Origin of the sequence: Gemmobacter sp., from assembly GCF_046292685.1 — a bacterium.
Lineage (GTDB): Bacteria > Pseudomonadota > Alphaproteobacteria > Rhodobacterales > Rhodobacteraceae > Wagnerdoeblera.
Genome location: NZ_JBKBQM010000036.1, coordinates 1 through 13,112, shown reverse-complemented (window position 1 = coordinate 13,112; position 13,112 = coordinate 1). Strand labels below are relative to the sequence as shown.

Below are 13,112 nucleotides of genomic sequence, written 5' to 3'. Positions count from 1 at the left end.
TCCATGCCAGCCCCGGAAAGCCAATGACCCGCGCCGAAACCCTGTCGCTGATCGCCCGCTACTACGCCGCCTTCAACGCCGGCGATCCGGCCGGCATGCTGGCCTGCGTGACCGACGATGTGGAACACCGCGTCAACGAAGGCGGCATCCGCCGCGGCCGGGCCCTGTTCGCCGAGTTCTGCGCCCAAATGGGGGTCAGCTACCGCGAGTCCTTGCACGACATCGTGATCTTTGCCACCGACGACGGCGCCCGCGCGGCGGCCGAATTCGTGGTGCACGGCACCTACCTGCAAACCGATCCCGGCCTGCCGCCGGCGCGCGGCCAGCGCTATGTGCTGCCGGCAGGGGCGTTCTTCGACATCCGCGACGGGCGCATCGCGCGCATCACCACCTTCTACAACCTCGCCGACTGGGTTCGGCAGGTTTCGGCATGATCCGGGTCGAACCCCTGACCGGCCCGGCGCTGGATGCCGCTCTGGACGATGCGGCCCGCCTGCGAATCGAGGTGTTCCGCGCCTTCCCCTATCTTTACGACGGCGACATGGAATACGAGCGGCGCTATGTCGCCAGCTACCGCGAAAGCGCGGGCGCCATCCTGGTCGGCGCCTTCGACGGCGCGCGGCTGGTGGGGGCGGCCACCGGCACACCCATGACCGACCATGCCGAGGCGTTCTCGGCCGCTTTCGCCGCCACCGGCGTTCCGCTGGACCAGGTGTTCTATTGCGCCGAATCGGTGCTGTTGCCGCAGTATCGCGGACAAGGCATCGGGCATCGCTTCTTCGACCTGCGCGAGGCGCATGCCCGTGCGCTCGGCTTAACCCATGCGGCCTTTTGCGCCGTGATCCGCCCGGCGGATCATCCGGCGCGCCCGGCGGATTATGCGCCGCTCGATCCGTTCTGGCACGCGCGCGGCTACCGGCCCCTGCCCGGGGTGATCGCCGAGTTTTCCTGGAAAGACGTCGGCGACCCCGCCGAAACCCGCAAACCGCTGCAATTCTGGATGCGCCGGCTCTGACGCCGTCTGGACAACCGCATCCTCGCGTGAAAGCTGGCGCCATGCGCACGGGTTTTCCCATCGCCACGCCGGGCCAGGCCGTCGGGCTGCTGGGCGGGTCGTTCGACCCGGCCCACGAAGGGCATGTGGCCATCACCCGGGCGGCACTGGCCCGCTTCGGGCTGGATCGGGTGTGGTGGCTGGTGTCGCCCGGCAACCCGCTGAAACCGCGCGGCCCGGCACCGCTGGCCGACCGCATCGCCCGGGCCGAGGCCCTGATGCGCCATCCGCGCGTGATCGTCACCGGGCTGGAGGCGGCCCTTGGCACCCGCTACACCGCCGATACGCTGGCGCGGCTGACCGCACTTTATCCCGGTGTGCGCTTCGTCTGGTTGATGGGGTCGGACAACCTTGCCAGCTTTCACCGCTGGGAAAACTGGCGCGGCATCGCCGCGCGGGTGCCCATCGGCGTGCTGGCCCGCCCCGGGTCGCGCCTGCCGGCACGGTTTGCGCCGGCGGCGCGGGCGCTGGCGCCTTACCGCCTGCCCGATGCGCAGTGCAGCAGTCTGGGGCGCCAGGATGCACCCGCCTTGTGCCTGATCGACCTGCCGCTGAACCCTGCCTCGTCCAGCGCAATCCGCGCCCGCGGCCTCTGGTCGCGCTGACGTGGGTTGCGCCTTTGGCGTGGTCTGGCGCAAGATACCGCATCGGACAACAGCCGCAGGCACCACGAGGATGAGCGACAGGCCAGGGATCACGCGGCGCTGGATGCTGGCGGCCCTTCTGGCAGGGGCATCGTCGCCCGGCTTTGCCCAGCCCCCCGCCAGCAGCCCGCGCCCAAAACCCCGCCCGGCCGCGGCACCGACCCTGGCCGCCCCCGCCAGCCGCGCGGCCCCTGCGGCCCCCGGCGCCGACAGCCTGATCGAGGCCGCCCGCCTCGGCGGACGGGTCACCTTTGCCGTCTACGACCGCGCCAGCGGCGCCTTGCTGGAAGGCCGCGCCCCCGACAGCGGCCAACCTCCGGCCTCGGTCGCCAAGGCGATCACCGCGATGTTCGCGCTGGATCGCTTGGGCACGGCGCATCGCTTTGCGACCAGCGTTCTGGCCACCGGCCCGGTGCAAGGCGGCGTGGTGCAAGGCGATCTGGTGCTGGTCGGCGGTGGCGACCCGAACCTGACGACCGACCAGCTGGGCGACCTGGCCGCGGCCTTGCGCGCCCGCGGGGTCACCGGCGCCACCGGCCGGTTTCTGGCGCACGGCGGAGCCTTGCCGCGAATCGCCCGAATCGATTCGGGTCAACCCGACCATGTCGGCTACAACCCGGCGATTTCCGGCCTGAACCTCAATTTCAATCGGGTGCATTTCGAATGGCGGCGGGGCCAGTCGGGTTGGCAAGTCGGCATGGATGCAAGGGGCGAAAGGTTCGTGCCGGCGGTGCGCATGGCGCAGGCCCGCATCGTCGAGCGTCAGGCGCCGCTTTTTACCTACAACCGCGACGGCGGCGCCGAACGCTGGACCGTCGCCTCGGCGGCCCTGGGCAAGGGCGGCAGCCGCTGGTTGCCGGTGCGCCAACCCGAGGCCTATGCCGCCGAGGTGTTTCAGACCCTTTGCGCCGCCCAGGGCATCCGCCTGCCCGCCCCCCAGATCGTCGGCGCCAGCCCGGGCGGGGCGGTGCTGGCACAGGTGGCCAGCGCACCCCTGCCCGACCTTGTGCGCGACATGCTGCGCCATTCCACCAACATCACCGCCGAGGCACTGGGCCTTGCGGCCTCGGGCGCAGGCGGTTTGCCGGAATCGGGCGCGCGCATGTCGGCCTGGTTGCGGGCCACGCATGGCGTCGATTCGCAATTCGTCGATCATTCGGGGCTGGGCGGGGCCTCGCGCATTTCCGCCGCGGCGATGGCCGGGGCCTTGCGCCGCAGCGCCTGGCTGGGCGACCTCATGCGCCCCTTCCCGACCGGCGAAAAGGGCCGCCCCGGCCCGCAGGTCCGCGCCAAGACCGGCACGTTGAACTTCGTTTCCGGCCTTGCCGGCTTTGTCGATACGCCGCGGCCGCTGGTCTTTGCGATCTTCGCCGCCGACACCGCCCGGCGCGACAGCCTGAGCGACAGCGAACGCGAACGCCCGCGCGGCGGCCCGGAATGGACCCGGCGCGCCCGCGCGATGCAAGGCCAGCTGATCGAACGCTGGGCCGCACTTTACGGCGCGGGCTGAACTCGACCTCGCGGCAAGTCGTTGGGCCAGGGCGGGCTCGGGCTGCAATCGCCGCGCGTCTGATGGCCATGCAGCTCGGCGCCGTGACGGGCGCGGCCCGTGGCGTGAAGGATCCTGCACAGCGAGCGCAGCGCAACGGCTACCGCGACAGCGAGCTCGAGACGCGCGCCGGGATGGCCGAACGGCGCATCCCGAAGCTGCACAAGGGCAGTTGCTTGCCGGGCTTTCGCGCGCCGCGCCCGGGGGGGCCGAGTGCGAGCCCACGGACGCCACCTGTCCGAGTGAGCGGGCAAACGCCGGCGGGGGCAATCCGGAAAGCCATTGCAGCCTGCAGCCGACCCGCGATGCGGGCGGGCGCGCCTGCGCGATTCGACAGCGCCGCTTGCTCGCCCGCGCGGAACCGGGCCGATCATGGGCGCGCAGAGCGGACTGACACAGCAGGCGCCGCTGCGACCTCCGGCGCGGTCTGGCCAGCCGCAAGGCGGGCACCGATCCGTTCTCGACCGCGAAGCGTCAGGCGGGCGCCTAGGTGCGGGGTGTTCATCCAGCAGGAGCCCCGGATGGAGTTCGGCTATTGCGGCCCAACCCCGTTCCGGGTGACCAACCTCCTGAGATTTCACGGCCAGATGTCCTTCGCCAAGGGGCACCTGGCCATGTTGCCCTCCACAATCCCCATCGCGCGCCGCGCAGCGGTCGTCGGCGTTCAGGCATTCCTTCGCACCGATGGCAGTCATGCCCGCGCCGGAATCCCGGCGACAATCAGCGCCAGCTTCACCACCCCCCGGGACGGCATAACCGCGCGCCGGCCACTGCGCCGCGCGATCTGCGAAACCACATCGGCACCCTTTCAGGTGACGATGCAGGCGGGGTCGCTTTCGCTGAGCCACCTGATCGCCAGCAGCAGCTTTCTTCGCAACCCGCAGTCCCGACTTGTTCCGCTTGCGCTGGATGGGCCGATCTGGAATCGCAGCATCGGCATCGCCCGGCGGTGCTAACGGCGACGCCGCCCGCTGATCGGCGCCTTGTCCGCGATCGTGAAGCCGTGGTTGCCAGTTCAGGCCCGGACACAGCGAAGATACCCGTCCCCGCCTCCCGCAAACCACGTTCCACGACGGGGTCGGGCCCGAACTGACGAAAGACCGATGTTCAGCAGGTGCCCCGAAAGGCAAACCTGCCTCCACGCGGTCGTCCCCTGGTCATGCCGAGGGGCGCCGGTGTTGCGACCGCGCAGCGGGCATCTTCGAGAGGGTCATTGGCGATCAGGTTTGCAGACGCGGACCAACGTCGGCCTTGCGAAGCGCTCTGCGAACAGCCAGCGCAGACTCCGGGCGGGGCCAGCGACCTTCGGTTTCTGCAAGCGAACACCCTGCCACGGCCAGGCGGCCCGCCGCGATTGCCCGATAGGGTCCAGCCTGTCGCGCGGCGCCCGATGCCGGTGGCTCAGGGCCTTGCGGTGCAGGCCAGGCCCCTCACGCGCACGAAGATCGGCCGTGCCGGCGCGCAGTGCTTGGGCCGGGCGCCAGCCCGCCACCAAAGGATACGGGAGGCAAGCGCCACAAACGTCATCGCATCATCCCGCCTTGGGCGGTGCACTCTCAGGTCGGGTCGCGATCCGAAAGGCAGTCGCGCAGCCCCTGCGCGAGGCCCGAAAGCAGCGCCTCGTAAAGCCCGGGGCCGGGCTCCAGGCTGCTGCCCGAGGGGTCGAGCGGCGAGCCAAGCCGGACGGGCGTGCCTTCGACCAGGGTTTGCAGCAGTTTCGGGTCGTGCTGCGCCTCGGGAAAGGCGCAGACGATACCGCCGCTGGTCAGCTGGGCGCGCAAGGCTTGCAGATGCCCGGCGCCGGGGGCCGCGGCATCGCCGAGGGCCAGGCTTCCGGCCGCCGACAACCCGTAATGCGCGGCGAAGTAGCCGTAAGCATCGTGGAACACCACGAAGGGGCGACTCCGCACCGGGGCCAGGTCGGCGGCAATGCGGGCATCCAGCGCCACGATGCCGGCGCGGGCGGCGGCGGCATTGGCGGCATAGGTCGCCGCGTTGGCCGGATCGCGGGAGGAAAGTTCGGCGGCGATCAGGTCAAGCCAGTGCAGCGCGTTGGCGGGGTCGAGCCAGGCGTGGGGGTCGGTGCCTTCGTGACTGTGGTCGCCGTGGTCGTCATGGCCGGCGGCACCGTGGTCGTCGTGGGCATGGTCGTCGTGGGCATGGCCGTCGTGGGCATGGTCGTCGGGCGCATGGGCCTCATGGTCATGCGCGTCGGTGTCGCCGAAGGCGCGGCGAAAGGTGCCCGGCGCATCCAGCAAGGCCAGCTGCCCGGCGCGGCCACTCAGACCGTCCAGCGCGCGGGCCAGCCAGGGCGTCATCTCGGGCCCGACCCAGACGACCAGATCGGCCTCTTGCAGGCTGGCCGCGCGCGAGGGGCGCAGCGCGAAGTTGTGCGGGTCGGCCCCGCGGTCGAGCAGCAGCGTGGGGCTGCCGGTGTCGCCCATCACCTGCGCCACCAGGGCATGCACCGGCGGCAGGTCGGCCACCACGCGCAGGCCCTGGGCCTGCACGTACAACGGGGCAAGGCCCAGGGCTAGGGCGAAGAAAGGCAAGGCACGCATGGCAGCTCCGGCTTCGGGTTTCGCTTGCGGCAGGTTAGATGAATGTTATATGATAACATGTCAAGAGAGATATGCACATGCACGGCGGACAAGGCCCGTTCGAAAGTCACGATCACGCAGGCTGCGCCGGTTCGGTGCTGGCCCGGGCCGACCGGCTGGCGGCGGCACGCGGGGTGCGGCTGACGCCGGTGCGCCGGCGCACGCTGGAGATCCTGCTGGAATCGCACAAGGCGATGGGCGCCTATGAAGTGCTGGACCGGCTGGCCGGCGAAGGTTTCGGGCGCCAGCCGCCGGTGGTCTATCGGGCGCTGGAGTTTCTGGTAGAGCAGGGGTTGGCGCACCGGGTGCAGGTGCTGAACGCCTTTGCCGCCTGCATGCACCCCGACACCGCGCACCAGCCGGTGTTCCTGATCTGCCGCGATTGCCACCGCATTGCCGAAACGCCGGCCGAGGGCGTGCGCGCCGCGCTGGAGGCGGCCGCGGCCCCCCTGGGCTTTGCGGTAGAGAGCAGCAGTTTCGAGGCCACGGGCCAGTGCCCCGCCTGCCGGGAGGCCGCTGGATGCGCCTGATTTCGGCCGAAGGCCTGTCGGTGCGGCTGGGCGGTGCGCCGGTGCTGTCGGAGGTGGATTTCCACATCGACGCCGGCGAGATCGTGACGGTGCTTGGCCCGAACGGTTCGGGCAAGTCCACGCTGCTGCGGGCCCTGATGGGAATCGTGGCGCCTTCGGCGGGGCGGGTGGTGCGCGCGCCGGGGTTGCGGCTGGGCTATGTGCCGCAAAAGCTGGCGATCGACCGCAACCTGCCCTTGACGGTGCGGCGGTTCCTGTCGCTGCCGGTGTGGGTGGACGACGCGGCGGCGTCGGCCGCGATGGCGCGCACCGGGGTGCCGGCGGCACTGGCCGGGCGGCAGTTGCACGACCTGTCGGGCGGGCAGTTGCAGCGCGTGCTGCTGGCGCGGGCGCTCTTGGGCAACCCGCAGCTTCTGGTGCTGGACGAGGCGACCCAAGGGCTGGACCAGCCCGGCGAGGCGTCCTTTTACCGGCTGATCGAGGATATCCGCGCGACGACCGGCGCCGGGGTGCTGATGGTCAGCCACGATCTGCACGTGGTGATGGCGGCCTCGGACCGGGTGGTGTGCCTGAACGGCCATGTCTGCTGCGAGGGGACGCCCCGGGTGGTGTCCACCGCGCCGGAATACCGGGCGCTGTTCGGGCTGGGCACGCAAGGGGCGCTGGCGCTGTATCGGCACGACCACGACCACGCCCACGATGCCGGCGAAGGGCACGGGCACGCCCATCACGACCACGGCCGGGCCGACCACGACCACACCCATCGCACCCACTGCCACGAGCACACCCACGCCCATCACGCCCATCGCACCCACCCCCCACGAAGCCGGAGCCACCCGCGATGCTGGATGATTTCCTGACCCGGGCGGCGCTGGCCGGCGTGGGCACGGCGGTGGCGGCGGGGCCGCTGGGGTCGTTCGTGGTGTGGCGGCGGATGGCCTATTTCGGCGATGCCACATCGCATGCTGCCATCCTGGGGGTGGCGCTGGCGCTGGCCATCGGGTTGCCGGTGGTGGTGGGCACCACGCTGGTGGCGCTGGCGATGGCGGGCACGGTGGCAAGCCTTGCCGGCCGGGGCTGGGCGATGGATACCACGCTGGGGGTGCTGGCGCATTCGGCGCTGGCTTTCGGGCTGGTGGCGGTATCGTTCCTGCACGGGGTGCGCACCGACCTGTCGGCCTGGCTGTTCGGCGACATCCTCGCGGTGGGGCGCGGGGATCTGGCCTTCATCTGGGGCGGGGCGCTGGCGGTGGCGGGGTTGCTGGCCTGGCGCTGGCAGGCGCTGCTGACGGCAACGCTGTCCGAAGACCTCGCCCATGCCGCCGGCATCGACCCCGACCGTGAGCGTCTGGTGCTGACGCTGGCGCTGGCGCTGGTGGTGGCGGTGGCGATCAAGGTGGTGGGGGCGCTGCTGATTGCCGCGCTGCTGCTGATCCCGGCGGCCGCCGCCCGCACGCTGGCGCGCACGCCCGAAACCATGGCGCTGGGCGCCACGGCCGTGGGCGCGCTGGCCACGCTGGCGGGGCTGGCGCTGTCGGTGCGGCAGGACACGCCGGCGGGGCCCTCGATCGTGGCGGCAGCGGCGGTGATCTTCGCGGTGCTGCTGGGCGCCGCGCGGACCCGCCGCCGCTAGGACGCCCGATGCACGCCCTGGCCGCGGCAGCCGCCGGGCAAGGGGGCTCGATGCCCCCGCGCCCGGCACCCCCTCTGCCCCTGCGCCGCCCTCATGCGCCCAGATCGGGCCCGGGGCAGTTCAGCGGCCGGGGCGAGCGTTCGGTCTCGATCAGTTCGTCGCCCGGCTCGGCACCTTCGAACCGCGCGACGATGCGGCCCTGTATGTCAAAAAAGGCCCAGCATTGCGGTGCGGGGTCGTGTTCGTAGACAAAGCAGATGCGGCCCGGTTCGGGTTCGTACCAGTGCCCCGCCCGGCATTCGCCCCCGGCAAAGGCCCACAGCACCCGCCGACCCGGCAGATACTGTTCGTAGCCGTAGGGCTGCCCGCCGGCGGAAAAGGCCAGCGTCTGCCCGGTAACGCGCGCCTCGAACCCTGCGCCATCCAGCAGCGTTTCCGCCCGCAGCGGCGCCGCCGCCCCCAGGGCCAGCACCAGCACCCGCCAGATCTGCATGTCGCCCGACTCCCCTGCCCCGCTGCGGCGATCAGACTGCCACGGCGGCGCGGGGCTGGCCAGCCCGGGGCCGATCACATCCGCGCAAAGGCGGGCGCAGGCGGCGGCAGGCGCCGGTCCATCACCCGAAACCACAAGGGCGGCACCAGTGCCAGCACGGCCATGACCGGCAGGCTGCACGGCAGGCGCAACCCGCCCGGCGGCAGATCCAGCGCCGGATAGGGCCGGCCGGGATGGGCGTGATGATCGGCATGACGGCTTGCGTTCAGCATCAGCGCCGAGCTGGCCCAATGCGCCGAATCCCAGCTGTGGCGCGGGCCCACCGGCTCGGGCCGCCCGTCGGGCAGGCGCGCGCGCTCCAGCCCGTAATGCTGCACATAATCCGACAGCAGGTGTTGCACCTGCACCCAGACCGCCAGCCCAAGCCAGATCGCCACCCCCGCCAGCCCGCCCAGCACCAGCGCCAGCGCCGCCGCCAGCACCGCCCCGGCCAGGTAGACCGCATAAGCATGCACCCCGCGCCGGCGCCCGGCCGGCAGCCGCGCGCGCAAGGCACTTTCCATCCGATATCCGGCGGCGAACTCGCCCGGCCAGGCCCGCGCAAGAAACTCCCAGAACCCTTCGCCGCGCCGGGCGGTGTTGGGGTCGTCCCAGGTGGCGACAAAGCGGTGATGCACATGCCGGTGCGCCGAGGCGTGGTGCCCGTATCCGACCGAGGCATAGACCGCCACCCCCAGCGCGCGCAACCACCGGTCCTGACGGTGGATCAGCTCGTGCGCATTGGCATTGGACACCTGCCCGATCCACAGCCCAAGGCCCCAGAACAGCGCCAGCCCTTCGGCCAGCGTCAGCGCCAGCCCCCCCGCCAGCGCCCAGACTGCCAGCGGCAGCACCGCCAGATGCAGGCCCGCCAGCAGCACCGAAAGCCCGTCGGCGGCCGGAAACTCGGCCGCACCCGGCACATGCGGTGCGGCACCGGCGGCAAAACGGTCCAGCAGCCAGACGCCGGCGCCGATGACGACCAGCGCGGCCCAGGCCATCGCCCCGCCCAGGGCCAGCCCCGCCAGCCACAGCAGCAAAGGCCCCAGCGTGGCCAGCGCAAAGGCGCGCATTGCCGCCGCCGGCGCCCCGGCGCCGCGCACCGTTTCCGTCCAGGCCAGCACCCGATCCTGCAGTCCCATCGGCGATTCCCCGTTGTCGCCCTGCATCCTGCCACGGCTTTCGGCCGAAATCATGGCGGCAGATTCGCCCATTGCCGCCCCGGCCGGCGATTGCGGCCGCTTGCGGCTTCCCCTCGGCGGCGCCTTGGGCTAGCACGGGGGCTGATGCCGCTGCACAAGGGCCGCCCATGTCGTTCTTCGGAAAGCTCAAGGAACGCTTGTTCAAATCCTCGTCCCGCCTGTCGGAGGGGCTGGACGACATCGTGGCCGACCCCGGCGCCGCCGCCCCCGCCGAGGCCGAGCCGGCGCGCCCCGGCCTGCTGGCCCGCCTGACCGGCGAAAGCGAGGCGAAGCGCCTGGTCGACGACGCGATGCTCGAAAGCCTGGAAGACCTGCTGATCCGCGCCGACATGGGGGTGGATACGGCGGCCCGCGTCACCGCCAACATCGCCGAAGGCCGCTTTGGGCGCCGCATCGGCACGGCCGAACTGCGCGCAGCACTGGCCGGCGAAATCGCCCGCATCCTCGAACCCGTGGCCCGCCCGCTGCCGCTATACCCGCAAAAGCCGCAAGTGGTGCTGGTGGTGGGGGTGAACGGCTCGGGCAAGACCACCACCATCGGCAAGCTGGCCAGCCAGTTCCGCGCCGCCGGCAAGTCGGTGGTGATCGCCGCAGGCGATACCTTCCGCGCCGCGGCGGTGGAACAGTTGCAGGTCTGGGGCACCCGCGCGGGCGTGCCGGTGCTGACGGCGGCGCAAGGGTCGGATCCGGCCAGCCTTGCGCACGATGCGCTGACCCGTGCCCGCGCCGAAGGCGCCGACCTCTTGCTGATCGACACCGCAGGCCGGTTGCAGAACCGCGCCGACCTGATGGAGGAGCTGGCCAAGATCGTGCGCGTCCTGCGCAAGATCGACCCCAGGGCACCGCACAACACGCTTCTGGTGCTGGATGCCACCACCGGGCAGAACGCGCTGAACCAGGTGGAAATCTTTCGTCAGGTCGCCGATGTCACCGGCCTGGTGATGACCAAGCTCGACGGCACGGCACGCGGGGGCGTGCTGGTGGCGCTGGCCGACCGCTTCGGCCTGCCGATCCATGCCATCGGGGTCGGCGAACAGATCGACGATCTGGCCCCCTTCGACCCGCAGGAGTTCGCCCGCGCCCTGGTAGGCGAAGGGGGCTGACGCTGACTCTGCTTGCATCTTTTGTCCGGAAACATCCCACGGGGTTGCCGATGGTTCGCCATTGGTTCAAGAACCGATCGGCAACGGGGTGTGAAACCCCCGGTTCCCCGGCCGGTCCGCTGCGATGACCGACCTGATCGTTGCCTTGCAAGGCACGCCCGAAGGGCGCACGGCCGCGCTGTGGCTGGCGCTGCTGGCGGCCTTTGCCCATGCGCTTTTCGGGGCGCTGCAAAAGGGGCAGTTCGACCCCTGGCTGATGCGCGGCGGCATCGATTCGGCCTATGCGGTCATGGCGTTGCCTGTGGCGCTGTTCGTGGTGCCCTGGCCCGAGCCCGCGATGTGGCCGGTGTTCGCCGGGGCCTTCCTGATCCATGCGGGCTACAAGACCTTGCAGGCCGCAGCCTATGCGCGGGGCGCCTATACCGTGGTCTATCCGGTGGTGCGCGGCACGGGGCCGCTGTTCACCGTGCTGGTCGCGGGCTTGATCTTCGGCGAAGTGTTCGCACCCGGCCAGTGGCTGGGGCTGGCGGTGCTGCTGGCGGGCATCTTCGGGCTGGCCGGCTGGAACCTGCGCACCGACACCGCCCGACGCGACACGATGCTGCCGGCGCTGGGGCTGGCGGTGCTGACCGGGGGGTTCGTCGCGGCCTACACGACTTACGACGCCTGGGCGATCCGCCTGCCGCCCGACCCGTTCACGTTTCTGGCGTGGTTCTTTGTCATCGACGGGCTTCTGATGCCCTGGCTTGCGCGGCGGCGACTGGCGGCCTTGCCGCGGGCGGACCTGGTGCCTTTCGTGAAAAAGGCTGTGCTGGGCGCGCTGATCGCCTATATCAGTTTCGGAGCGATGATGATCGCCACCCGCATCGGCAACGTGGGCGAGGCAGCCGTGCTGCGCGAAACCTCGACCGTGTTCGCCGCGCTGATCGGCTGGCTGGTGCTGGGCGAACGCAGCGGGCCGGCGCAGGTGGCGCTGATGGCGCTGATCGCCACCGGCGCGGTGATGGTGAAAATGGCAGGCTGAGGACCGCATGGCACAGGAACGCGACGTCAACCCCTGGGTGAAGATGGGGCTGGAACTGGGGCCCGTCATTGCCTTCTTCATCGGCTACAACCGCTGGAAGGATGACGTCTTCACCATCGCCGGCACCGACTACAACGGCTTCGTGCTGGTGACCGCGGCGTTCATTCCGCTGATGGTCGCCTCGACCCTGATCCTGTGGCGCCTGTCGGGGCACCTGAGCCGGATGCAGATCCTGACGCTGGTGCTGGTGCTAGTTTTCGGCGGGCTGACGGTGTGGCTGAACGACGAGACGTTCTTCAAGATGAAGCCCACCATCATCTATGCGATGTTCGCGGCCATCCTGGGCTTCGGCCTCATGCGCGGGCAATCCTACATGGCGGCGCTGATGGGGCAGGTGATGCCGATGCAGCCTGAAGGCTGGATGATCCTGACCCGGCGGATGACCTGGTTCTTTGCCGCGCTGGCGGTGGCGAACGAGGCGATCTGGCGGCTGATGAGCACCGACGCTTGGGTGAACTTCAAGACCTTCGGCCTGCCGCTGGCGCTGTTTGCCTTTTTCATGCTGCAAGGCGGGCTGGTGCGGCGATTCGGGCTAGACAACGGCAAGGGTTGAACGCCGCCCCCCCCCGGCCCCGGCAGGCTGCGGCGTCACAACAGATCGGCCCGCGTGATCGCGGTGACGTTCACAAGGGAGATCTCGGCCACGATCATGTTGCTATCGAACCATTGCAGCATATGCGTCACCGGATCGAAGCGGACCTGACCAGGGGCGGTCAGCGCGGCATCGCCGTTGAACACCGGGTTGAGGGTCGGCACGTCGATCCGGTCGAGGCCGGAAACGAAATCCTCGATCCGGTCGGCACTCAAACCCGACCCGGTGGTTTTGGGCGCAAACACGAACAGGTCGGCCCCCGAGCCGCCCGCCAGCGCATCGCCCCGGAAACCAGCATTCAGCGTATCGGCGCCGCCGCCGCCCCACATGGTATCGCGCCCGGACACGGCGGTGACGACGTCGTTGCCGCCCATCAGGTTCCAGGTATTGCTGACGTTGATCGCCGGTGGCACCCGGTCGGCGCTGGGCCAGGCGTTGGTGCAGTTCTCGGCCAGGTCGACGCCTTAGCAGGCTGCTGAAGAAGTCAGCCCTCGACCCGGAGTTAGGAACATGATTCACCCTTTGCACGACAACGGTGGGGGTGATGATGCGCGGGACGGACGAGGCGAGCGGGTCGCTGTTCAGCTAT

The 13,112-nt window shown here is 70.5% G+C and carries 15 protein-coding genes and 1 pseudogene; 12 read left to right on the top strand and 4 right to left on the bottom strand.

Annotated features, from left to right (window positions below):
• Positions 1–23 precede the first annotated feature (23 nt).
• From ACK4S2_RS10970 to ACK4S2_RS10945, 6 genes and pseudogenes are all read left to right on the top strand, one after another.
• Complete coding sequence (locus ACK4S2_RS10970) at positions 24–434, top strand: ketosteroid isomerase-related protein (RefSeq protein ID WP_409623983.1); 411 nt, start codon at positions 24–26, stop codon at positions 432–434.
• Positions 431–1,015, top strand: a complete 585-nt coding sequence (locus ACK4S2_RS10965; protein ID WP_409623981.1) for a GNAT family N-acetyltransferase — start codon at positions 431–433, stop codon at positions 1,013–1,015. The genes ACK4S2_RS10970 and ACK4S2_RS10965 overlap by 4 nt, the downstream gene beginning before the upstream one ends.
• 41 nt (positions 1,016–1,056) lie before the next feature.
• A complete protein-coding gene (locus ACK4S2_RS10960) occupies positions 1,057–1,659 on the top strand; it encodes a nicotinate-nucleotide adenylyltransferase (protein ID WP_409623979.1) in 603 nt (200 codons plus the stop codon).
• 70 nt (positions 1,660–1,729) lie between these two features.
• Complete coding sequence (gene dacB, locus ACK4S2_RS10955; RefSeq protein ID WP_409623977.1) at positions 1,730–3,208, top strand: D-alanyl-D-alanine carboxypeptidase/D-alanyl-D-alanine-endopeptidase; 1,479 nt, start codon at positions 1,730–1,732, stop codon at positions 3,206–3,208.
• A pseudogene (locus ACK4S2_RS10950) lies at positions 3,136–3,417 on the top strand (transposase); the annotation flags it as partial. The gene dacB and the pseudogene ACK4S2_RS10950, both read left to right, overlap by 73 nt.
• A 351-nt stretch (positions 3,418–3,768) precedes the next feature.
• Positions 3,769–4,203, top strand: coding sequence for a hypothetical protein (locus tag ACK4S2_RS10945; protein WP_409624019.1), 435 nt, complete (start codon positions 3,769–3,771; stop codon positions 4,201–4,203).
• 600 nt (positions 4,204–4,803) lie between these two features.
• On the opposite strand, the gene ACK4S2_RS10940 is transcribed toward ACK4S2_RS10945, so the two are convergent.
• Positions 4,804–5,808 carry a zinc ABC transporter substrate-binding protein gene (locus ACK4S2_RS10940; protein WP_409623975.1) on the bottom strand — a complete coding sequence of 335 codons (1,005 nt, stop codon included), beginning with the start codon at positions 5,806–5,808 and terminating at the stop codon, positions 4,804–4,806.
• A gap of 77 nt (positions 5,809–5,885) precedes the next feature.
• On the opposite strand from ACK4S2_RS10940, the gene ACK4S2_RS10935 reads away from it, so the two are divergent.
• From ACK4S2_RS10935 to ACK4S2_RS10925, 3 genes are read left to right on the top strand one after another with little or no spacing between them, the layout of a single operon-like run.
• Entirely contained in the window at positions 5,886–6,377 is a 492-nt protein-coding gene (locus tag ACK4S2_RS10935; protein WP_409623973.1) for a Fur family transcriptional regulator, read from the top strand.
• Positions 6,368–7,237, top strand: a complete 870-nt coding sequence (locus ACK4S2_RS10930; protein WP_409623971.1) for an ATP-binding cassette domain-containing protein — start codon at positions 6,368–6,370, stop codon at positions 7,235–7,237. Before ACK4S2_RS10935 ends, ACK4S2_RS10930 begins: the two co-directional genes overlap by 10 nt.
• Positions 7,219–8,010: a metal ABC transporter permease gene (locus tag ACK4S2_RS10925; protein WP_409623969.1), complete on the top strand. Its 792-nt coding sequence runs from the start codon at positions 7,219–7,221 to the stop codon at positions 8,008–8,010. Before ACK4S2_RS10930 ends, ACK4S2_RS10925 begins: the two co-directional genes overlap by 19 nt.
• A gap of 91 nt (positions 8,011–8,101) precedes the next feature.
• On the opposite strand, the gene ACK4S2_RS10920 is transcribed toward ACK4S2_RS10925, so the two are convergent.
• Both ACK4S2_RS10920 and ACK4S2_RS10915 read right to left on the bottom strand, forming a co-directional pair.
• Complete coding sequence (locus ACK4S2_RS10920; protein WP_409623967.1) at positions 8,102–8,503, bottom strand: hypothetical protein; 402 nt, start codon at positions 8,501–8,503, stop codon at positions 8,102–8,104.
• Between the two features lie 74 nt (positions 8,504–8,577).
• Positions 8,578–9,684, bottom strand: a complete 1,107-nt coding sequence (locus tag ACK4S2_RS10915; protein WP_409623965.1) for an alkane 1-monooxygenase — start codon at positions 9,682–9,684, stop codon at positions 8,578–8,580.
• A gap of 167 nt (positions 9,685–9,851) precedes the next feature.
• Between ACK4S2_RS10915 and ftsY the strand changes: the two genes are divergently transcribed.
• The 3 genes from ftsY to ACK4S2_RS10900 all read left to right on the top strand — a co-directional run bounded on the left by ftsY (position 9,852) and on the right by ACK4S2_RS10900 (position 12,484).
• Entirely contained in the window at positions 9,852–10,847 is a 996-nt protein-coding gene (ftsY, locus tag ACK4S2_RS10910) for a signal recognition particle-docking protein FtsY (protein ID WP_409623963.1), read from the top strand.
• 124 nt (positions 10,848–10,971) lie between these two features.
• Positions 10,972–11,871 (top strand): EamA family transporter, encoded by a 900-nt coding sequence (locus tag ACK4S2_RS10905; RefSeq protein WP_409623961.1) that lies wholly within the window; start codon positions 10,972–10,974, stop codon positions 11,869–11,871.
• Between the two features lie 7 nt (positions 11,872–11,878).
• On the top strand, positions 11,879–12,484 hold the full coding sequence (locus tag ACK4S2_RS10900) for an inner membrane-spanning protein YciB (protein WP_409623959.1): 606 nt from the start codon (positions 11,879–11,881) through the stop codon (positions 12,482–12,484).
• 35 nt (positions 12,485–12,519) lie between these two features.
• Here ACK4S2_RS10900 and ACK4S2_RS10895 read toward each other — a convergent pair whose 3' ends face one another.
• A complete protein-coding gene (locus ACK4S2_RS10895) occupies positions 12,520–12,936 on the bottom strand; it encodes a M10 family metallopeptidase C-terminal domain-containing protein (RefSeq protein WP_409623957.1) in 417 nt (138 codons plus the stop codon).
• Between the last annotated feature and the right edge of the window lie 176 nt (positions 12,937–13,112).

Coding starts and splice junctions, on each gene's coding strand:
- ACK4S2_RS10970 (WP_409623983.1), top strand. CDS start 24: ATGACCCGCGCCGAAACCCTGTCGCTGATCGCCCGCTACTACGCCGCC.
- ACK4S2_RS10965 (WP_409623981.1), top strand. CDS start 431: ATGATCCGGGTCGAACCCCTGACCGGCCCGGCGCTGGATGCCGCTCTG.
- ACK4S2_RS10960 (WP_409623979.1), top strand. CDS start 1,057: ATGCGCACGGGTTTTCCCATCGCCACGCCGGGCCAGGCCGTCGGGCTG.
- dacB (WP_409623977.1), top strand. CDS start 1,730: ATGAGCGACAGGCCAGGGATCACGCGGCGCTGGATGCTGGCGGCCCTT.
- ACK4S2_RS10945 (WP_409624019.1), top strand. CDS start 3,769: ATGGAGTTCGGCTATTGCGGCCCAACCCCGTTCCGGGTGACCAACCTC.
- ACK4S2_RS10940 (WP_409623975.1), bottom strand. CDS start 5,808: ATGCGTGCCTTGCCTTTCTTCGCCCTAGCCCTGGGCCTTGCCCCGTTG.
- ACK4S2_RS10935 (WP_409623973.1), top strand. CDS start 5,886: ATGCACGGCGGACAAGGCCCGTTCGAAAGTCACGATCACGCAGGCTGC.
- ACK4S2_RS10930 (WP_409623971.1), top strand. CDS start 6,368: ATGCGCCTGATTTCGGCCGAAGGCCTGTCGGTGCGGCTGGGCGGTGCG.
- ACK4S2_RS10925 (WP_409623969.1), top strand. CDS start 7,219: ATGCTGGATGATTTCCTGACCCGGGCGGCGCTGGCCGGCGTGGGCACG.
- ACK4S2_RS10920 (WP_409623967.1), bottom strand. CDS start 8,503: ATGCAGATCTGGCGGGTGCTGGTGCTGGCCCTGGGGGCGGCGGCGCCG.
- ACK4S2_RS10915 (WP_409623965.1), bottom strand. CDS start 9,684: ATGGGACTGCAGGATCGGGTGCTGGCCTGGACGGAAACGGTGCGCGGC.
- ftsY (WP_409623963.1), top strand. CDS start 9,852: ATGTCGTTCTTCGGAAAGCTCAAGGAACGCTTGTTCAAATCCTCGTCC.
- ACK4S2_RS10905 (WP_409623961.1), top strand. CDS start 10,972: ATGACCGACCTGATCGTTGCCTTGCAAGGCACGCCCGAAGGGCGCACG.
- ACK4S2_RS10900 (WP_409623959.1), top strand. CDS start 11,879: ATGGCACAGGAACGCGACGTCAACCCCTGGGTGAAGATGGGGCTGGAA.